General features: G+C 65.7%; 22 protein-coding genes. 10 read left to right on the top strand and 12 right to left on the bottom strand.

Annotated features, from left to right (window positions below):
- Entirely contained in the window at positions 1–1,338 is a 1,338-nt protein-coding gene (locus tag AC07TU_RS17670; protein ID WP_495189234.1) for an MATE family efflux transporter, read from the bottom strand.
- 49 nt (positions 1,339–1,387) lie between these two features.
- Between AC07TU_RS17670 and AC07TU_RS17665 the strand changes: the two genes are divergently transcribed.
- The 3 genes from AC07TU_RS17665 to AC07TU_RS17655 are packed head-to-tail and all read left to right on the top strand — an operon-like array spanning position 1,388 to position 3,099.
- Positions 1,388–1,807, top strand: a complete 420-nt coding sequence (locus AC07TU_RS17665) for a DUF1801 domain-containing protein (RefSeq protein ID WP_495189233.1) — start codon at positions 1,388–1,390, stop codon at positions 1,805–1,807.
- A 43-nt stretch (positions 1,808–1,850) separates the two neighbouring features.
- Entirely contained in the window at positions 1,851–2,228 is a 378-nt protein-coding gene (locus AC07TU_RS17660) for an EF-hand domain-containing protein (protein ID WP_495189232.1), read from the top strand.
- Positions 2,229–2,277: 49 nt separating this feature from the next.
- Positions 2,278–3,099 carry an energy transducer TonB gene (locus tag AC07TU_RS17655; RefSeq protein ID WP_495189231.1) on the top strand — a complete coding sequence of 274 codons (822 nt, stop codon included), beginning with the start codon at positions 2,278–2,280 and terminating at the stop codon, positions 3,097–3,099.
- A gap of 19 nt (positions 3,100–3,118) precedes the next feature.
- Here the strand turns inward: AC07TU_RS17655 and AC07TU_RS17650 are convergent, their stop codons facing one another.
- The 4 genes from AC07TU_RS17650 to AC07TU_RS17635 all read right to left on the bottom strand — a co-directional run bounded on the left by AC07TU_RS17650 (position 3,119) and on the right by AC07TU_RS17635 (position 6,634).
- Entirely contained in the window at positions 3,119–4,357 is a 1,239-nt protein-coding gene (locus AC07TU_RS17650; protein ID WP_495189230.1) for a class I SAM-dependent methyltransferase, read from the bottom strand.
- Positions 4,358–4,425: 68 nt separating this feature from the next.
- Entirely contained in the window at positions 4,426–5,175 is a 750-nt protein-coding gene (locus tag AC07TU_RS17645; protein ID WP_495189229.1) for a molybdopterin-dependent oxidoreductase, read from the bottom strand.
- Positions 5,172–5,852: a cytochrome b/b6 domain-containing protein gene (locus AC07TU_RS17640; RefSeq protein WP_495189228.1), complete on the bottom strand. Its 681-nt coding sequence runs from the start codon at positions 5,850–5,852 to the stop codon at positions 5,172–5,174. The genes AC07TU_RS17645 and AC07TU_RS17640 overlap by 4 nt, the downstream gene beginning before the upstream one ends.
- Before the next feature lie 80 nt (positions 5,853–5,932).
- The gene (locus tag AC07TU_RS17635) at positions 5,933–6,634 is read right to left on the bottom strand and encodes a glutathione S-transferase family protein (protein ID WP_495189227.1); all 702 of its coding nucleotides are present in this window, start codon (positions 6,632–6,634) and stop codon (positions 5,933–5,935) included.
- 113 nt (positions 6,635–6,747) lie between these two features.
- Between AC07TU_RS17635 and AC07TU_RS17630 the strand changes: the two genes are divergently transcribed.
- Positions 6,748–7,086 carry a winged helix-turn-helix transcriptional regulator gene (locus AC07TU_RS17630; protein ID WP_495189226.1) on the top strand — a complete coding sequence of 113 codons (339 nt, stop codon included), beginning with the start codon at positions 6,748–6,750 and terminating at the stop codon, positions 7,084–7,086.
- A 24-nt stretch (positions 7,087–7,110) separates the two neighbouring features.
- Here the strand turns inward: AC07TU_RS17630 and AC07TU_RS17625 are convergent, their stop codons facing one another.
- Positions 7,111–7,551, bottom strand: coding sequence for a DUF6386 family protein (locus tag AC07TU_RS17625; RefSeq protein ID WP_495189225.1), 441 nt, complete (start codon positions 7,549–7,551; stop codon positions 7,111–7,113).
- Positions 7,552–7,754: 203 nt separating this feature from the next.
- On the bottom strand, positions 7,755–8,513 hold the full coding sequence (locus tag AC07TU_RS17620) for a sulfite exporter TauE/SafE family protein (protein ID WP_495189224.1): 759 nt from the start codon (positions 8,511–8,513) through the stop codon (positions 7,755–7,757).
- A 75-nt stretch (positions 8,514–8,588) separates the two neighbouring features.
- Here AC07TU_RS17620 and AC07TU_RS17615 point away from each other — a divergent pair, with 75 nt between their 5' ends.
- Together AC07TU_RS17615 and AC07TU_RS17610 are read left to right on the top strand one after the other, a co-directional pair.
- Positions 8,589–9,053 (top strand): Rrf2 family transcriptional regulator, encoded by a 465-nt coding sequence (locus tag AC07TU_RS17615; RefSeq protein WP_495189223.1) that lies wholly within the window; start codon positions 8,589–8,591, stop codon positions 9,051–9,053.
- A complete protein-coding gene (locus AC07TU_RS17610) occupies positions 9,043–9,939 on the top strand; it encodes an NAD(P)/FAD-dependent oxidoreductase (protein ID WP_495189222.1) in 897 nt (298 codons plus the stop codon). The genes AC07TU_RS17615 and AC07TU_RS17610 overlap by 11 nt, the downstream gene beginning before the upstream one ends.
- Before the next feature lie 16 nt (positions 9,940–9,955).
- On the opposite strand, the gene AC07TU_RS17605 is transcribed toward AC07TU_RS17610, so the two are convergent.
- On the bottom strand, positions 9,956–10,378 hold the full coding sequence (locus tag AC07TU_RS17605) for a GNAT family N-acetyltransferase (RefSeq protein ID WP_495189221.1): 423 nt from the start codon (positions 10,376–10,378) through the stop codon (positions 9,956–9,958).
- Entirely contained in the window at positions 10,375–11,583 is a 1,209-nt protein-coding gene (gene rlmN, locus AC07TU_RS17600; RefSeq protein WP_495189220.1) for a dual-specificity RNA methyltransferase RlmN, read from the bottom strand. The genes AC07TU_RS17605 and rlmN overlap by 4 nt, the downstream gene beginning before the upstream one ends.
- Positions 11,584–11,733: 150 nt before the next feature.
- Here rlmN and AC07TU_RS17595 point away from each other — a divergent pair, with 150 nt between their 5' ends.
- The gene (locus tag AC07TU_RS17595) at positions 11,734–12,108 is read left to right on the top strand and encodes a DUF4168 domain-containing protein (protein WP_495189219.1); all 375 of its coding nucleotides are present in this window, start codon (positions 11,734–11,736) and stop codon (positions 12,106–12,108) included.
- A gap of 27 nt (positions 12,109–12,135) precedes the next feature.
- Here AC07TU_RS17595 and AC07TU_RS17590 read toward each other — a convergent pair whose 3' ends face one another.
- On the bottom strand, positions 12,136–12,597 hold the full coding sequence (locus AC07TU_RS17590; RefSeq protein WP_495189218.1) for a hypothetical protein: 462 nt from the start codon (positions 12,595–12,597) through the stop codon (positions 12,136–12,138).
- Positions 12,594–13,223 (bottom strand): histidine phosphatase family protein, encoded by a 630-nt coding sequence (locus tag AC07TU_RS17585; RefSeq protein ID WP_495189217.1) that lies wholly within the window; start codon positions 13,221–13,223, stop codon positions 12,594–12,596. The genes AC07TU_RS17590 and AC07TU_RS17585 overlap by 4 nt, the downstream gene beginning before the upstream one ends.
- A gap of 179 nt (positions 13,224–13,402) precedes the next feature.
- Between AC07TU_RS17585 and AC07TU_RS17580 the strand changes: the two genes are divergently transcribed.
- The 3 genes from AC07TU_RS17580 (at position 13,403) to AC07TU_RS17570 (ending at position 16,166) form a co-directional block, all read left to right on the top strand.
- Complete coding sequence (locus AC07TU_RS17580) at positions 13,403–13,999, top strand: outer membrane protein (protein WP_495189216.1); 597 nt, start codon at positions 13,403–13,405, stop codon at positions 13,997–13,999.
- A 192-nt stretch (positions 14,000–14,191) separates the two neighbouring features.
- Positions 14,192–15,295, top strand: a complete 1,104-nt coding sequence (gene dnaN, locus AC07TU_RS17575; RefSeq protein WP_331029126.1) for a DNA polymerase III subunit beta — start codon at positions 14,192–14,194, stop codon at positions 15,293–15,295.
- 64 nt (positions 15,296–15,359) lie between these two features.
- Positions 15,360–16,166 (top strand): Coq4 family protein, encoded by an 807-nt coding sequence (locus AC07TU_RS17570; RefSeq protein WP_495189215.1) that lies wholly within the window; start codon positions 15,360–15,362, stop codon positions 16,164–16,166.
- Between the two features lie 41 nt (positions 16,167–16,207).
- On the opposite strand, the gene AC07TU_RS17565 is transcribed toward AC07TU_RS17570, so the two are convergent.
- A complete protein-coding gene (locus AC07TU_RS17565; protein ID WP_495189331.1) occupies positions 16,208–17,023 on the bottom strand; it encodes an LD-carboxypeptidase in 816 nt (271 codons plus the stop codon).
- Positions 17,024–17,165 lie beyond the last annotated feature (142 nt).

Genomic DNA, 17,165 nt, shown 5'->3' with positions numbered 1-17,165 from the left:
CTAGGCCCGTGGGGGCACTTCCGCAACACTGGCGAACAATCGGGGCAGATAGACCGCCAACGCCCCCGCCCGGAAGAAATAGCTGGCGAGGAAGGCGAGCCACAGCCCCGTCGCCCCGAACGGCCGCAGCAACAGGTCGCTGCCGATATATAGCAGCGTCGCCAGGATCGCCGCGTTGCGCAGCGCCCGTCCCTGCGTCGCGCCGATGAACACCCCGTCGAGCAGCCAGGCAGGAACGCCGAGCGTCGCGGTCAGCGCAGCGAAGGGCAGCATGGCATAGGCGGCCGCACGCACCTCCGCATTGGTGGTCAGCAGGTCGACCAGCAGCCAGCCGAACGCCGCAGCGATCGCACTCGCGATCAGACCGAAACCAAGCGAGAACTCGCCCGTGAGCCGGATCGCGCGGCGCAAATCCGCTTTCGCCCCCGCTCCGATCGCGATGCCGACGCGCGATTCGGCGGTGAAGGCGAAGCCGTCGAGCACAAAGGCGAAGATCCCAACCAGCTGCAGCAGTACATGGTTGGCCGCAAGCTGCACCGTTCCCAGCCGCGCCCCGGCATTGGCGAGCCACAGGAACATCGCGAGCAGCGCGATGGTGCGGATCATGATGTCGCCATTCACCGCGAACAGCCGCTTCCATGCGACGGGGTCGAAGAACCCTGCGCGCTGACGCATCAAGGCGCCCGGCCCGGCGATCCGCAGCACCATGACGATGCCGAACGCCAGCGCGACCCACTCGGCCAGCGCGGTGCCGAGACCGACACCCCGCGCGCCCATCCCGAAATGCCACACGAACAGCACGTCGAGCGCGACATTGACCGCGTTCATCGCGATCTGGAGCAACAGCGTGTCGCGCGTCCGGCCCAGGCCATAGAGCCAGCCGTTGATCGCGTAGAAGCCCAACGCCGCCGGCGCGCCGAGGAACCGAGCGGTCACGAATTCATGCGCGGCGGCGGTCAGCGTCTCGCCGCCGGCCAGCAGGCTGAGCGCGAGCGGCACGATCAGCAGTTGCAGCGCGACCAGCACCGCGCCGATCGCCAGCCCGGCAGCCACCCCGCGCGCGAGCAGCGCATTGACTTCGGCGGCTTCGCCGCGGCCATGCGCCTGCGCAGTCATCCCGGTCATCCCCATGCGCAGGAAACCGAACGCCCAGAAAATGAAATTGATGATCGCGACGCCCAGCGCCACGCCCGCCAGCGCCGCCGCTTCACCCGTCCAGCCGATCACCGCGGTGTCGACCAACCCCACCAGCGGCACGGTCGTCTGGCCGAGCATGATCGGCCACGCCTGCGCGAAGATCGACCGGCGGGTAAGGACGAGGGGCTGGGCCGCTTGCATGGCGTCCCCATGCGCATATGCTCGAACCGAAATCCAGCGGAGCCGTCCGATGGCCGAGATCAAGACCAAACCGACCGAGGTGACCGTCGCCGACTTCATCGCGGCGGTCGACAATCCCGTCCGCCGCGATGAAGCGGAGACGGTCTGCGCGATGATGGAACGCATCACCGGCGAACCGCCCATGATGTGGGGGCCATCGATCATCGGCTTCGGCAGCTACCACTACAAATATGACAGCGGCCATGAAGGAACGATGTGCCGCCTTGGCTTCTCGCCGCGCAAGGCGCAGCTCGTACTCTATGTCGTGACGGCGGACCCGCGGCAGCCGGAACTTCTGGCAAAGCTCGGCAAGCACAAGACCGGCAAGTCGTGCCTCTACATCAACAAGCTCGCCGATGTGGATATGGCCGCCCTCGAAGAGGTGACCCGCGGCGCGCTTGCCTGGATGAACACGAAATACCCCGCCTGACGGTTCAAGCCCCGGTCAGGCGCTTCGTGCTATGGCTCTGCCCATGCTGATTCTCTTCGCCCTCGCCGCCGCCCAGACTCCGCCCGTCAGCGTCGCCCCCGGCCCGCTACCCAAGGCTGAGGCCGAACGCCGCGTCGCCGAGCGTTTCGCCGATCTCGACCTCAGCGAGGATGGCGTAGTCGAGCGCGATGAGGTCCGCGCCCGCTTCGATTTCGAGGCAACCGTCAACGCGACCTATACCGCCGCGCAAAAGGCGAAGAAGGCCGGCGACCCGCGACCCGCGATCGACTCCCGTCAGCCGCCCTTCGCCCAGGCCGACGCCTGGTTCGACGCGGTCGATACCGACAAGAACGGGAAGATCACCCGCGAAGAACTCACCCGCTATCTGGGTGCAGATGCCGAACAGATTGGTATTAAATAGGGCATATCAAATCATTTGACTGGCGAGCGGCCGGAGTTAGCATCCCGGAATGCCGTCGAGCCCTGCGCTTCTTCTCGCCGCGTCCGCATCGGCGGTCTCACAGGCCGAACCCGTCCAGCCGCTCGCCGCTTCCAGCAAATGGACCGTCGAGTACGCCGATAATTCCTGCAACATCGGCAAGTCATTCGGCGCTTCCGGCCGGGAAGTGAAATTGTGGCTGCGGCTATTGCCGGGCCGCGCCAACACGCAATTGCTCATCGAGGAAAATCGCGACGGGCCTCCCAGCTTCCGCAAGGGCGACCTTGTGATCACACCTGCGCCGGGAAAGCCGATCACGGTGGCAGGCCGGAACGGATCGGTGAAGGCCGGAACCAACCTCACGCTCGGCGGGCTGCGCGCGGAAGACGTTGCGGCGATGGAGAGCGCAGACACGCTGACCTTCAGCTATCGCCGCCAGACCCTGAAGCTCACCGGCGTGAATCTGAAGGGCGCATTGGCCGCGGTCCGCACCTGTGAGGATGATCTGCTCACCAGCTGGGGCGTGAACCTGGCCGAGTATAGGAAGATCACGACACCTCCCCTACCCGTTGAGAATCCGGCGAATTGGATGTCAGCGAACGACTACCCCGCCAACACGCTCAGGGCGGGAAGAAGCGGCCAGGTTCTGGTCCGGCTGGATATCGCGGCAACCGGGCAGACGACACAATGCGCGATCATCGCCTCCAGCCTGATCCCGGCGCTCGACGAGGCGACCTGCGCTGGGCTCATGAAGCGCGCGCGCTTCACACCAGCCCGGACCGGTGACGGCAATACCGCATCCTCGATCTCGTTCCTGAGCTTCCGCTGGCTGGCATGGGACACTTGGGAATAAGGGCGCCTCACCGGGCGCCCTACCGCAGCGTCGCTTCCGCCTCCGCCATATAATCTCGCGTGATCGGCAGCGCCGTGCGCGAGCGCGAATATTGCAGCTGGTAGTTGACCAGCCCGCCATTGCGGAACGCGCACAGCGATCCGGCGAGGTAGAAGGTCCACATGCGGAAGAAGCTCTCGTCATACAGCGCGACGATCTCTGCCTTCGCCGCGGTCGCACGATCGTACCAGGCCTGAAGCGTATAGGCGTAGTGCAGCCGCAGCACTTCGACATCGGTGAGGAACAGCCGCATTCCCTCATGCCCGCGCACGATCTCCGACAGCGCCGGGATATAGCCGCCGGGGAAGATGTACTTTGCGGTGAACGCGTCGGTCACGCCCGGTCCGCCCGCGCGGCCGATCGTGTGGAGCAGCATCACGCCCTCCTCATTCAGCAGCTCGCGGCACTTGCGGAAGAAGGTGCGGTAGTGCGCCGTCCCGACATGCTCGAACATGCCGACCGACACGATGCGGTCGAACTGACCCCCGAATTTTTCAGGCGTCACGTGGCGATAATCGATCAGCTCGAACTTCACCTTGTCCGCGACGCCGGCCTTCTCCGCCCGCTCGCGCGCGATCTTGAGCTGCTCTTCGGACAAGGTGACGCCCAGCACCTCGGCCCCGGTCTTGGCGTGCAGGTAGAGCGCCATGCCGCCCCAGCCGCAGCCGATGTCGAGCACCTTCATGCCGGGCTGAATCGCGAGCTTGGCGGCGATATGCGCCTTCTTGTCCGCCTGCGCCTGTTCCAGGCTGTTCGACGGATCGGTGTAATAGGCCATCGAATATTGGCGGTCGGCGTCGAGGAAATGGTCGTAGAGCGTCGCCGACAGGTCATAGTGATGCGCGACGTTGCGCTTCGACCGCCGCGCCATGTTGATCCGGTCGAGCCGGAAGCGGACATTGTCGAAGCCGCGCTTCAACGGCCCGGGATTGAGGTTGCTGGTTCCCGCTTCCCATTTGTTGTTGGCGGTGAACAGGTTGAGCAGCGCGAGGATGTCGCCCTGCTCGATCACCAGCGATCCGTCCATGAACGCCTCGGCAGCGCCGAGCGACGGGTCGGTCAGGATCCGCCGCGGCACGGACGGGTCGGTGAAGCGGATGGTGACGGGTGTGATCTCGGGGTCGGGTGCGCCGAAGCTGCGCGCCGTTCCGTCGGCATGGATCACGGTGAACTCCCCGCGCTTGATGGCGCGGGCGAAGAAATGGTCGATCAGGGCCATGGCGCTAGGCTAGCGGGCCAAACCCTGTTCGCAAGTGCGGAAAACACAGGCGTCTGAAATAATTGCCTTCAGATCCCCGCATACCATTCATAGTCAGCGATATCCTCCCATAGCCCGCCCTTGCCGCCATGAATGGCATCGATCGATGCCACCGCCTCGATCCGCATCACATATTTGGCGTGCTTGTAGCCCAGTTGCCGTTCGACCCGCAGGCGCAGCGGGGCGCCATGTTCGACCGGAAGCGTGCGGTTGTTCATCGCCCAGGCGAGGATCGTCTGCGGGTGGAACGCGTCGATCAGGTCGATCGATTCATAATAGGGCCGGCCATAGAGCGTATCGGCGCAGTGGAAGACCAGGAACCGCGCGCTGTCTTTCAGACCGGCAAGGTCAAGGACCGTTGAGAGCTTCGGCCCATGCCATTTCCCGATCGCGCTCCACCCCTCGACGCAATCGTGCCGCGTGATCTGCACGCGCTGCGGCAGCGACCGGATATCGGCGAGCGACAGGCTGAGTGGCCGCGCCACCAGCCCGTCCACGCGCAACCGCCAGTCGCCGAAATTGCCCCGCATCAGCGCGCGATAGGCCGGGTCGGCCGGGAACAGCGATCCATTGGCACGGAAACGCGGCGACATGTCCGCCTCCGAAAACTCGCGGGCCAGTGCGTTTCGGTCGGTGATCGCGCGCTGCAGGCTCTTGTGCACCGCCTCTGCCTTGAACAACAGGTCGCGGCCCGCCTCGCTCTTGCCGACGGCGTCGCATCCGGCAACCAGTCCCCCGGCCCCGGCGATCAGCAGCGAACGGCGCGTGATCAGGCTCATTCGGGCAGCTTCCACCAGCCGGTGATCATCGACCGAATTTCGTTCCACGCCCCCGCCAGGATGACCAGCGCGAGGTGGACGATGATGAATCCCGCCAGCAGCATCGCGACGATGAAATGGATCGACCGCGCGCTTTGCCGCCCGCCGAAGATGTCGACCAGCCACGGCCAAGCCGCGTTCATCCCCGGCGACATCGCCAGCCCTGTGAAGATCACCAGCGGCAGCAGCACGAAGATCACCGCGACATAACTGAGCTTCTGCAGCCCGTTATAGGCGCGCGGATTTTCGGGATCGTGGAAGCGGAGCGCAGCATGCGCCTTCACCTCGGCGGCAAGATGCGCGGGGGTCAGTTCCTTCGCCCGCACGCGCAGGTCGCGCTGGAAATGGCGATTGAGCAGGCTCACGACCATGAACCCGAGCAGCGCGAAGGCGAGCACCAGCGCGAAGAACAGGTGCCAGCGCCGCGCCAATGCGAGATTATAGGCCGAAGGGATGGTCAGCCAGCCCGGCACGCGCCCGCCCTCGAAGACCCACGCCACGCGGAACCAGGGCTGGTCGTAGTTCGCGCCGTACTGGCCCCAGTAGAGCTGGCCATGCGCATTGAGGATCATCAGGCCGCTGCCGAGCAGCACGATCACGCTGACCGCCGTCACCCAGTGCCAGAGCCGGGTCGGCAAGCGGTGGCGATAGACTGTCGGTTCACTGGCCACTTACACCTTATGCCGCCGGCGCCGGGGAAGCGCCAGCGGCAAGGGAATCAGGCATGCGTGCGCAGGATCTCGGCGAGCGGGATCTCGCCCAGCATCGCACCGCTTCCCGGCGGGGTTTCGCCGATCTCCCGCGCCTGGGCAAAGGCAACCACGGGATCGACCATCAGCCGCGCGATCAGCGCCTCGATCTTCGGATAGGCGCCGGGCTCGACCGCCTGGTGGAATTCACCCCAGCGGGCCACGCCGATGAACACGCCATCGGCCAAGGTCGGACGATCGCCGAGCAGATAGGGCCCGTCGCCGATCAGCTCCTCCAGCCGTGCATGCCGGTCGTTGACCAGCCCGCGCGCGAACTGGCGCAGCGCCGCCTTATAGTCCGGATCGCCGCCTTCCATCTCAAGCGTCACCCAATAGGGCATGAAGGACCCGGTGAAGCCCGTGTTGATGAAGCCGATCAGCTGGTGCATCCGGTCGGCTTCCGCCGTGCCGGGGTCGAAGCTGACGCGGCGCTCATGGTCGCGCGCTTCGATCCAATGGGCGATCGCCATCGTCTCGGTCACCACGCGGCCATCCGGCGTGATGAACACCGGGGTCTCGCCGCGCGGGTTGAGGCGCAGATATTCGGGCGCCTTCATCTCGCTCAGCATGTCGACGCGGGACAGCCGATAGGGCTGGCCGAGCCATTCGAGCGAGGCGACAAGCCCCATCGAGCTCCCCAGCGGGAAGCCATAAAGCAGGGTCGGTTCCATGATAGTCTCCGTGATCTTTGGGGGATCACCGCGCGGTGTGACTGGCATTTAGGGACGCGCGCGCCCAAGTAAATTACGCACAAAAATGTCACTTCTGGAGTGGAGCCGAAAAAATGCAGGACGTGGTGTCGAACTGCCCGATCGAGGATGCGATGCGCGTGCTGAGCGGCCGCTGGGCGACGTTGCTGCTCTACTATCTCAAGGACGGCCCCAAGCGCTTCAGCGAGCTCCAGCGCGACAATCCCAGCATTTCGCACCGCATCCTGACACTGGAGCTGCGCAAGCTCGAGGATGCCGGCCTGGTCGCGCGCACCGCCTATGAGGGCTTTCCCCTCCGCGTCGAATACAGCCTCAGCGCACCGGGCGCCGAGCTGATGCCGCTGATCGACGCGCTCGGCGATTGGTGGGCGGTCTCCTTCCCGCGCCGGAGGGAATGCAGGGACGCGGCATAAGGTATGAGCTGCTGTCAGTCGTTCTCATAGTCGTATCAAATCTGCCAGATCGTTCACGAACGGCTCGGTTGGCTGGAAATTGATTGTAAGCGCGCGCTCCGCACGAACTACGCTCACTTTCTGATACCCTTGCGGCACCGTCACGAAAAAGCCGCCCCACGCCCCTGTCGGCTCGAAGCCGCCGCCGGACATCTCTTCACCAGGGCCGACAAATACTCTGCCAGTGGGAGATTTAAGACAATAACCGGGCATTGCTGGATCAATTAGGCAAGAAACTTCAACGGCGTAGTCTCCGTCCTCTGCTAAATTGAGAAACAGCGCGTTCGCGCTCCTAGCCTCCGCCAATTCGTTTGCCGGGATCGACCACCAGTCACCTACATCATCTTTGCGATGGGTCATCGCTGCCGTGTCGAAAATGCAGATGGTCGCTGTGTCTGTGGCTATCGCCATCGCATCGTCGGCCATCTTCCCTCCTCCGTCTAAGGAAGAACGGTAGCTCGATCTCTGCCAGCTCTCAATGTCCGCAATCGGGTCGTTAGCTCGTTACCGTCATCCCGGCCTTGTGCCGGGATCCACCGGGAGGCAGGCGGGGAGCAAGAGGCGCTATCGTATCGTTCTGGGCATCGTGGATCCCGGCACAAGGCCGGGATGACGGCTACGCCCGCACCCTAGCCGTACGCCCGCACGAAGAAGATCACCGTCGTCGATGCCGTCACCAGCAGCGTCCACACCCGCACCGCGCGCGCCGACAGCTTCTTGCCGATTGCCGCGCCGGCCCAGCCCCCGACGATCGATCCCAACAGCATCGGCAGGCACGCCCACCACCACACCATCGCGAAGACGGTGAACACGATCGCGGCGGCGAGGTTGGCGACCGACAGCATCAGCGTGCGGATCGCGAACAGCTCGCGCGGCTGGATATTGGCGAGCAGGCCATAGACCGCGGTAGTGATCAGCCCGACCCCGCCGCCGAAATAGCCGCCATAGACGCCCAGCACCGATTGCGCGCCGACCAGTGTCGGCCTGCCGATCGTGACGCGCGCATGCAGCCAGTCCGCCGCGCTCCGCCCGAACAACATCACGACGAAGGCGAACAGCAGCAGCCACGGGACGATGATGTCGAACGTGTCGCTCGGCGTCAGCACCAGCAACAGGCTGCCCGCGATCCCGCCGATGAAGGTGATCGTGGCCAGCACCACCACCGACAGGCCCGCCACCGGCCCCAATTCGTCGCGAAACCCCCAGGCGCTCGCAGCCGCACCGGGCAGCAGCGCGACGTTGGAGGTCGCGTTCGCGATGTTTGCGGGCAGGCCCAGCGCAATCAGCGCGGGCAGGGTCGCGAACGATCCGCCACCCGCCAGCCCGTTCATCGCGCCACCGACAACACCCGCAGCAGCGGCAAGCGCGAAGGAGGCGAGATCGACCATGGCCGGGGCTAGAGCCCAAGCCGCCGCCAAAGTCGAGCCTTGACACGCCCGCTAACACGCAACATGTAATGTTACATGAAAAGAGACAGTCGCTTGTCGGGCGTGCTCCACGTCCTGTTGCACATGGCCGAGATGGACGGTCCGGTGACCTCCGAAGCACTCGCGCGCGCGATGCAGACCAACCCGGTCGTCATCCGGCGGATCATGGCGGGTCTGCGCGATCAGGGCTATGTCCGTGCCGAGAAGGGGCATGGCGGCGGCTGGACCATCGCCCGCGATCTCGAGACGCTCACCCTGCGCAACATCTATGACGCGCTCGGCGCGCCCGGCCTGTTCGCGCTCGGCAACCGCACCGAATCCCCGGGCTGCCTGGTCGAACAGGCGGTCAATGCCGCCCTCGAACAGGCGTTCGGCGAGGCCGAGGCGCTGCTGCTCGCGCGGCTCGGCGACGTCACTCTCGCCACGCTCAGCGCCGATTTCCATGAACGCCTCGCCGCGCATCGCGGTCCGCACCGGCTGGAGGATGCCCATGCAGCATGACGTGATCGTGATCGGCGGCAGCTTCGCAGGCCTTGCCGCGGCAACCTATCTCGCCCGCGCCCGCCGCGACGTCGCGGTGATCGATGCGGACGAGCCGCGCAACCGCTTCGCCGCCGCCTCGCACGGCTTTCTGGGCCATGACGGCAGCGATCCGCGCGCGATCCTGGCCAGCGCCCGCACACAGCTCGCCGCCTATCCCAGCGCAAGCCTGACTCAGGGCCGCGTCGCGCAGGCACGCCGTGAGGGCGACGGCTTTGCGGTCACGCTGGCGGACGGGAGCGAGCGCACCGCGCAAAAGCTGATCCTCGCCTTTGGCATCCGCGACCGGCTGCCATTGATCGACGGGCTCGCCGAACGCTGGGGGCACAGCGTGATCCACTGCCCCTATTGCCATGGCTATGAGTTTGCCGACCGACCGCTCGGCATTCTCTATTCGTCCCCCATGTCGTTCCACCATGCGCCGCTGATCGCCGAATGGGGGCCGGTCACGCTATTCCTCAACGGCGCCCCTATGCCCGATCCCGAGGGCTCGGCAGAACTCGCCGCGCACGGCATCGCGCTCGAGCCGGCGCCGGTCGCCGCGCTGGCAGGTCCGGGCAAGTCACTCAGCCATGTCGCGCTCGCCGATGGCCGGCAGGTCGCGATCGAGGCGTTCTATGTCGCGCCGGAGATGGAGTTCGGCAGCCCGCTCGCGCACCAGCTCGGCTGCGCGCTCGAACAGACCCCGGCGGGCCATGTCATCCGCACCGACGCGATGAAGCTGACCAGCGTGCCCGGCGTCTATGCCGCGGGTGATGTCGCGCGGATGCCGCACAGCGTGAGCTGGGCGGTTGCGGACGGTGTCACCGCAGGCACCGCCGCGCACCGGGCGCTCGTGTTCGGCTGAAGTCCCCTGCCGGGATTCAGAGCGGCATCCTCCAGTGCAGCACGTCGCCCTCGCCGTCCGGGGCAAAGCCGTATCGGGCGAAGAAGCGCCCCGCGGCCGGATTATCCGCCAGCGTCTCGAGCCGAAGCACGGGCAGACCCGTCACGCGGGCCCAGTCCGTTGCTTCGTCGATCAGGCGCCGCCCAAGCCCCTGCCCCCGATAACCACGATCGATCTCGATGCGGCGCACCTCCGCCGAAGCGCCATCGGACAGGCAGGCGATATAGCCCGCGACACGCCCATCGGCGCGCGCGACCGCGATCATCCGTCCCGACCGGGGAACGACGAGCGCGCTGTCGAACGGATAGGCGCCGCCCGTCGGATCGAAGCTGAAATCGCAATGCGCGACCATCACCGGATCGAGCGTCGCGACCCGTTCGATCAGGACGCCGGAGCTCAACCGAGCGCGGCCTGCTTCTCTTCGGCCAACCGGTCGAGCTCGGCGCGCGACTTCTTCTCCGCCGCGGTCTTGAGCTGACCGCAGGCGGCGTCGATATCGCGGCCGCGCGGGGTGCGCGCGGGCGCCGAGATGCCGGCGCCGAACACGATCTCCTGGAACGCGCGGATGCGCTCGGGCGTGGAGCATTCATAGGGCGCGCCGGGCCAGGGATTGAACGGAATCAGATTGACCTTCGCGGGCAGCTTGTACTGCTTGATCAGCCGGACCAGCTCGCGCGCATCGTCGTCGCTGTCGTTCTTGTCCTTGAGCATCACATATTCGAAGGTGATGCGCCGCGCGTTGTTCGCGCCGGGATAGTCGGCGCAGGCTTGCAGCAATTCCTCGATGCCGAACTTGCGGTTCAAGGGCACGATCTCGTCGCGCACTTCCTTCGTAACCGCATGAAGCGAGACTGCGAGGTTGACCCCGATCTCTTCGCCGGCGCGCTCCATCATCGGCACCACGCCGCTGGTGGAGAGCGTGATGCGGCGCTTGGAAAGCGCAAGGCCGTCGCCGTCCATCACGATCCTGAGCGCGTCACGGACATTGTCGAAATTGTAGAGCGGCTCGCCCATGCCCATCATCACGATGTTGGTGAGCATGCGCCCGTCGGGCTGGCTCGGCCATTCGCCGAGCGCGTCGCGCGCCAGCATCACCTGGCCGACGATCTCGCCGGGCTCAAGGTTGCGGACGAGGCGCATCGTGCCGGTATGGCAGAAGCGGCAGTTGAGCGTGCAGCCGACCTGGCTCGACACGCACAGGGTTCCACGATCGGCGTCGGGGATGAACACCATCTCGTAATCCTGGCCGTCATCCGAGCGGAGCAGCCATTTGCGCGTGCCGTCGGTCGAGACCTGCGCCTCGATCACTTCGGGGCGCGAGATCACGAAGCGCTGTGCCAGCCAGGGCTGCATCGTCTTCGAGATGTCGGTCATCAGCGAAAAGTCGGTGACGCCGCGATTGTAGATCCAGTGCCACAGCTGCTTGGCGCGCAATTTGGCCTGCTTCGGCTCAAGCTGCGAGGTCTCGAGCGCCATGCGCAAATCGTGCTTGGACAGGCCGAGCAGGTCGATTCGCCCGTCGGCGCGCGGCTTCAGCGCACGCGGAACGGGCACGGGATCGATGTGCCCGGGGATGGGCATGGGGGCGGCCGAGGCTGTCTGCATCCGGCGCACATAGGAGAAAATTGGCCGAAAATCCACTCCCCGCCTCGCCGCGCCCACGGCTCGCCGTGTCGAAGCGTGGTTGCGGCAACCCGTTTCGCCCTGAAACCATTGGCACGGGGAAACCCGAGTTTTGCAACTGGAGAGTTTGTTATGAAGTTTCGTCACGCCCTGATGCTGGCCGGCGCCACGCTGATCGCGACCCCTGCATTGGCTCAGGACACCGCCGCACCCGCCGCTCCGGCACAGGAGGCCGCCCCGCCGGCCTCGACCGCCGCTCCCGCGCCCGTGAGCGATGCCGAGCTCAAGCAGTTCGCCAAGGCCGCGCTCGCGGTCGACAAGGTAAGCAAGGACGCCGCCGTCCCCGCCGCCGACAAGCAGAAGAAGATGGCCGAAGCCGTTTCCGGAAGTGGCCTGCCGCCGGCGCGGTTCAATGAGATCGCCCAGGCTTCGCAGGCCGATCCGGCGCTGCAGCAGAAGGTTCAGGCGGCAATCGTCGCCGAACAGCAGGCGACTCCGACTCAGTAATCGTCCCCCCTGGGTTGCGCGGACCGGCTAACGCCGCGCGCAGCCCATGGCGGCGGCGTCGATCGCGGTGGCTGCACCCTTGAGGGCGTAGGTATCGGCGAAGGCGCCGCCGCCTCTCGCCATGCTTTCCACACTCATGCTGCGGCTCGACCGCATCGCCGAGACGATCGCTGCATCGGTGCGCGAATCGGGCGCCCATGCATCGTCGGGACCAGCCATCAGCTCGAAGCGGCGCTCCCCTACCGACAAGGTCACCTTCGCACGCGGATCGCGCGAGCGGCTCAACCGGATGTGCAGCTGGTTGCGTGCACCGGCTCGCGGCCAGTTGGCCACGCTCGCGAACGCGTCCCGCGCATTCTGCGGCGGCCGGCTGATCGCATAGCAACGCTGAGGCGCCGAGTCGCGGAACGCGCCCCAGCTGTCGAACACGCCGAGCGATTCGCGGCCTTGGGCTTGCAAGGCGGCGAGGACCATCAGCGCGGCGATCATGCCGGGGCGTGCCCGGTGCCGGTGTGGATCACCGTCTCGACCCCGCCCTCGATCATCACCATCGACCCTTGCGGTAGCACCGTTGCGACCGGCGCCTCGAACTCGGAATGCGGCGGCAGCCCGGTCATCACCCCGCGCAGCACGCGGCTTGAGATGCCGTGCATGATCACCAGCCGGTCCCCCGGATCGTCATCGGTTTCGGCGAGCCATGCGCCGACTCGGTCGGCGATTGCCGGATAGGATTCGCCCTCCGGCGCGACCCGCAACAACCCGCCGGGGGCGACCAGTTCGCCATATTCAAAGGTCAGCTCGGCATAGTAGCGCCCGCCCCACAGACCCATGCCGATCTCGGTCAGCCGCGGATCCTGCCGCGCGCCATGCCAGTCGAGTTCCAGATGCTCGGCGATCACCGCCAGCGTTTGGAGTGCGCGGCCGGTGTTCGAGGCCCAAAGGGTGAGTTTCGGCTCCACGCCCAGATGCGCGCGCAAGGTCCGCCCCATCTCTTCGGCTTGTGCGAATCCCGCACGCGTAAGCGGGGTATGCGCATGCTCGCCCTGCAGCCTGCGCGCGGCGTTGAACACCGTCTCGCCATGTCGGGCGATGAAGTCGCGGCCGAGTCTCGCCATCTGCACCGCCTCCCCGTCGCGCCGATGCTGCGGTCGCGTTCTACAAAGCGAATCTAAGGCCCGCTGTGGCCAAAAAGCAACGGTTTTCCGCGTTTATCGGGCGTTCATGCAACGCAGCATGATTTGGCGCATTGAGCCGGAACCTGCCCAAGCGGGTGTGTATTTGTACAGGAGTATTTATGCGTAAACTGGTTCTGGCCGCCCTGGCTGCGAGCGCAATGGCGACCCCGGCATTCGCGCAGGACGCGACCTTCACCGGCCCCCGTATCGAGGCGCTGGTCGGCTATGACACCGCCAAGGACGGCACCGGTCAGGACGCCGGCTCGAGCGACGGCGTCACCTATGGCGGCGCGATCGGCTATGATTTCCAGATCGGCGGCGCGGTGATCGGCGCCGAAGCCGAGCTGACCGGTTCGAGCGTCGACACGCGTGCCGACAGCCTGCTCGTCGCGGGCGACCGTCTGGTGGCCGACATGGGCCGCGACATCTATGTCGGCGCACGCGCCGGCGTCGCCATCACCCCGACCACCCTGCTCTATGCCAAGGGCGGCTACACCAACGCCAAGGTCAACACGACCTATACGACCGGCAACACCAAAACCGAGATCAGCGACAACATGGAAGGCTTCCGGATTGGCGCCGGTGCCGAGTTCAAGCTGTCGAGCAACATGTATCTGAAGGGCGAGTATCGCTACTCGAACTACGGCAAGATCGACGGCTACGACATCGACATCGACCGTCATCAGGTGGTCGCTGGCGTCGGTATCCGCTTCTAAGGCAGCCGCCTTCGAACGGACACGACTCGGCATCGTCCACAGATGATGCCCAAAATGATGCGATACGAAGGGCCGGGGCGCTTGCTCCGGCCCTTTTTCACGTTAAGGATATCTCGAACTTCCGACGGCTATCCGTGCGCCGTCTGACAGGCGACAGTTCTTGAGGCCGCCCGGCCGGGGGTTTGAATACACATGAAAGCGACGATCGAACGCGCAACGCTGTTGAGGGGCCTGAGCCACGTCCAGTCGGTCGTGGAGCGGCGCAACACGATTCCGATCCTGTCCAACGTGCTGATCGAGGCTTCGGCCGAAGGATCGCTGCGGTTGATGGCAACCGATCTCGACCTGCAGATCGACGAGACCGTGCCCGCTGCGGTCGATCAGGCCGGCGCCACCACGGTGTCCGCGCACACGCTGTTCGACATCGCCCGCAAGCTGCCCGAAGGCTCGCAGGTCGAGCTGACCGCAGCAGAGGGCAAGATCAAGATCAACGCCGGCCGCGCCAAGTTCGAGCTTGGCACGCTGCCGCGCGATGATTTCCCGGTGATTGCCGAAGGTGAGCTGCCGACGGTGTTCGAGCTGTCGGCCGAGATCCTCAAGCAGATCATCGACAAGACCCGCTTCGCGATCTCGACCGAAGAGACGCGCTATTATCTCAACGGCATCTTCCTGCATGTCGCCGACGATACGCTGAAGGCCGCGGCCACCGACGGCCACCGCCTCGCCCGCGTCACCGTGGCACGTCCCGACGGCGCCGAATCGATGCCCGACGTGATCGTCCCCCGGAAGTGCGTCGCCGAGCTGCGCAAGCTGCTCGACGAGGTCGACGGTTCGGTCGGTGTGTCGCTCTCAGGCTCGAAGATCCGCTTTGACCTCGGCGCCGCGATCCTGACCTCGAAGCTGATCGACGGCACCTTCCCCGACTACAGCCGCGTGATCCCGACCGGCAACGACAAGATCCTGAAGATCGATCCCAAGAGCTTCATGGAAGGCGTCGACCGCGTCTCGACCATCGCGACCGAAAAGACTCGCGCAGTGAAGATGGCGCTCGACCGCGACCGGATCACCCTGTCGGTCACCAGCCCCGACAACGGCACCGCGGCCGAGGACGTGCCCGGCGACTATGCCGCCCAGCCGTTCGAGATCGGCTTCAACTCGCGCTATCTGATGGACATTCTCGGACAGGTCGAAGGCGATCTGGTCGAGGTGCATCTGGCCGACGCCGCCGCGCCGACGCTGATCCGCGAAAACGACAAGTCGCCGGCACTGTACGTCCTGATGCCGATGCGAGTCTGACCGGGGTCTTGAACAGCGCGCAATAATGGCTTATTAACACGCTTGTCAGTAAGGATAAGCGATCATGGCCACGCAAGCGCAGATGCAGCCGTCCTCCAAGCAGGCACCCGTTTCGCAGGCGCCTGCGCCGCAGGCGATCGACTGGAGCCAGCCGCGCAGGCGCGAATGGGGCACGGCGCTGCGCGCGCTGATCAAGCTGCTCGGCAATGCGGACGATACGGTACAGGTGTTCCGCATCATGCGTGCGCTCAACGGCGACACCGCAGCGAAGAATTATCGCAAGCTGCTGACGACTCAGCAGGGCGGCCGCCTCGCCTATCAGCGCATCGAACTGTCGGAGCGCCTCTCGGATCGCGCCTGGATCGATTCGCTGCCCGAAGGCAGCGTCGGCAGCGCCTATCGCGACTTCCTCGATCGTACCGGCTATTCGGCCCAGGGCCTTGCGGACGTGAGCTATGCCGATGCCGAGGTCGAGCGCAACGTCGAGCATCCGCACGCCTGGTTCGGCCGGCGCGAGCGCGACATCCATGATATCTGGCATATCCTGACCGGCTACCAGGCCGACGAACCGCTGGGCGAAGCGTGCCTCGTCGCCTTTTCCTATGCACAGACCGGCGGGCTCGGCTGGGCGTTCATCGGTGCAGGCGCGGCGCTCAAGAGCCTCAAGATCACCGGCAAGCGTGCCTTCGCCAAGGCCGTGCTGGAAGGCCGCCGCCACGGCAAGCGCGCCAAATGGCTGTCGGGCGAGGACTATGAGGCGCTGATGTACGAGCCACTCGACGCGGCCCGCAAGCGACTGGGGATCGCCGAGCCGCAGATCTACCGCCAGGCACAGGCCGAGTTGCAGGCTGCGGGGCTGGTCGGGCTCTAGCCGCGACCATCCTCCCCGGCGGGGAGGATCAGGCGCGTCTCCTACGCCACCCCGAACGGCACGACGCGGTTGAGCGCGATGTGCCCGATGCCCGATCGCCCGAGATAGGGCACGCCCATCTCGCGGCACCAACGCACGATCATCTGCTCGATCGATTCGCCGAACGGTACGTCATTGTCGACCACATCGGTCACCGCACCCAGCCGCACCCCGGCAATGCCCTGAAGCTGGGTCGAATGCGCCATCTGAAACAGCATCCGGTCGATCCGGTACATCGGCTCGCCCACCTCTTCGATGTGCAGCACATGATCGGTCAGGTCGGGCAGCCAGGGCGTGCCGATCATCGCGGTCAGGATCGCAAGGTTGAACGCCGCCGCCGGCCGGCCGTCGAGCGTCGGCTCGAGCCCGCGGCGGTCGCCGTCGATCAGCCAGCCGAGCACCCAGCCCGCATCCACGCCCTTGTCGTCGCGGCCCATGGCGCTCGCCATCGACCCATGCGCCTGCCGGCCGATCCGCCGGGCATAGAGCGCGCCGAGCATGAACCCCATGTCGGAATAGCCGATATAGGTCTTGTTGCGCGCCGCCGGGCCGAGTTGCGGCATCATGCTGTGGAGAATGCGGTTCGATCCATAGCCGCCGCGCGCGAACCAGATCGCGTCGAACGCAGGGTCGTTGGCGAATTCCAGAAACGCCGCGGCGCGATATTCGTCCGGTCCGGCGAAATGGCCTTCGGTCACGAAGCATTGCGGGTGGAACACGATCTCGTGCCGGGGATAGGTCAGCGCCATGAACGCCTTCATCCGCACCGCCGATTCCTCGGTAACTGTCCGTGCCGGTGCGACGACGCCGATCCGCATACTCGAAGAGGTCCCCATAAATTACCGCCGTCATGCTGAACTTGTTTCAGCATCCACCGTGCCACAAGCGACTCAGTCGCCCGTGGAGAGATGGATCCTGAAACAAGTTCAGGATGACGGGAGGGGGCTGGCTACGCCTTGC

This window comes from Sphingomonas sp. GW821-FHT03E12 (assembly GCF_059420685.1).
This window is presented reverse-complemented; position numbering and strand designations above follow the sequence as displayed.

Coding starts and splice junctions, on each gene's coding strand:
- AC07TU_RS17670 (WP_495189234.1), bottom strand. CDS start 1,338: ATGCAAGCGGCCCAGCCCCTCGTCCTTACCCGCCGGTCGATCTTCGCG.
- rlmN (WP_495189220.1), bottom strand. CDS start 11,583: ATGCAGACAGCCTCGGCCGCCCCCATGCCCATCCCCGGGCACATCGAT.
- AC07TU_RS17645 (WP_495189229.1), bottom strand. CDS start 5,175: ATGAGCCTGATCACGCGCCGTTCGCTGCTGATCGCCGGGGCCGGGGGA.
- AC07TU_RS17635 (WP_495189227.1), bottom strand. CDS start 6,634: ATGGAACCGACCCTGCTTTATGGCTTCCCGCTGGGGAGCTCGATGGGG.
- AC07TU_RS17615 (WP_495189223.1), top strand. CDS start 8,589: ATGAAAAGAGACAGTCGCTTGTCGGGCGTGCTCCACGTCCTGTTGCAC.
- AC07TU_RS17585 (WP_495189217.1), bottom strand. CDS start 13,223: ATGGCGAGACTCGGCCGCGACTTCATCGCCCGACATGGCGAGACGGTG.
- AC07TU_RS17580 (WP_495189216.1), top strand. CDS start 13,403: ATGCGTAAACTGGTTCTGGCCGCCCTGGCTGCGAGCGCAATGGCGACC.
- AC07TU_RS17610 (WP_495189222.1), top strand. CDS start 9,043: ATGCAGCATGACGTGATCGTGATCGGCGGCAGCTTCGCAGGCCTTGCC.
- AC07TU_RS17620 (WP_495189224.1), bottom strand. CDS start 8,513: ATGGTCGATCTCGCCTCCTTCGCGCTTGCCGCTGCTGCGGGTGTTGTC.
- AC07TU_RS17595 (WP_495189219.1), top strand. CDS start 11,734: ATGAAGTTTCGTCACGCCCTGATGCTGGCCGGCGCCACGCTGATCGCG.
- AC07TU_RS17565 (WP_495189331.1), bottom strand. CDS start 17,023: ATGCGGATCGGCGTCGTCGCACCGGCACGGACAGTTACCGAGGAATCG.
- dnaN (WP_331029126.1), top strand. CDS start 14,192: ATGAAAGCGACGATCGAACGCGCAACGCTGTTGAGGGGCCTGAGCCAC.
- AC07TU_RS17625 (WP_495189225.1), bottom strand. CDS start 7,551: ATGGCCGACGATGCGATGGCGATAGCCACAGACACAGCGACCATCTGC.
- AC07TU_RS17655 (WP_495189231.1), top strand. CDS start 2,278: ATGCCGTCGAGCCCTGCGCTTCTTCTCGCCGCGTCCGCATCGGCGGTC.
- AC07TU_RS17665 (WP_495189233.1), top strand. CDS start 1,388: ATGGCCGAGATCAAGACCAAACCGACCGAGGTGACCGTCGCCGACTTC.
- AC07TU_RS17660 (WP_495189232.1), top strand. CDS start 1,851: ATGCTGATTCTCTTCGCCCTCGCCGCCGCCCAGACTCCGCCCGTCAGC.
- AC07TU_RS17630 (WP_495189226.1), top strand. CDS start 6,748: ATGCAGGACGTGGTGTCGAACTGCCCGATCGAGGATGCGATGCGCGTG.
- AC07TU_RS17570 (WP_495189215.1), top strand. CDS start 15,360: ATGGCCACGCAAGCGCAGATGCAGCCGTCCTCCAAGCAGGCACCCGTT.
- AC07TU_RS17590 (WP_495189218.1), bottom strand. CDS start 12,597: ATGATCGCCGCGCTGATGGTCCTCGCCGCCTTGCAAGCCCAAGGCCGC.
- AC07TU_RS17650 (WP_495189230.1), bottom strand. CDS start 4,357: ATGGCCCTGATCGACCATTTCTTCGCCCGCGCCATCAAGCGCGGGGAG.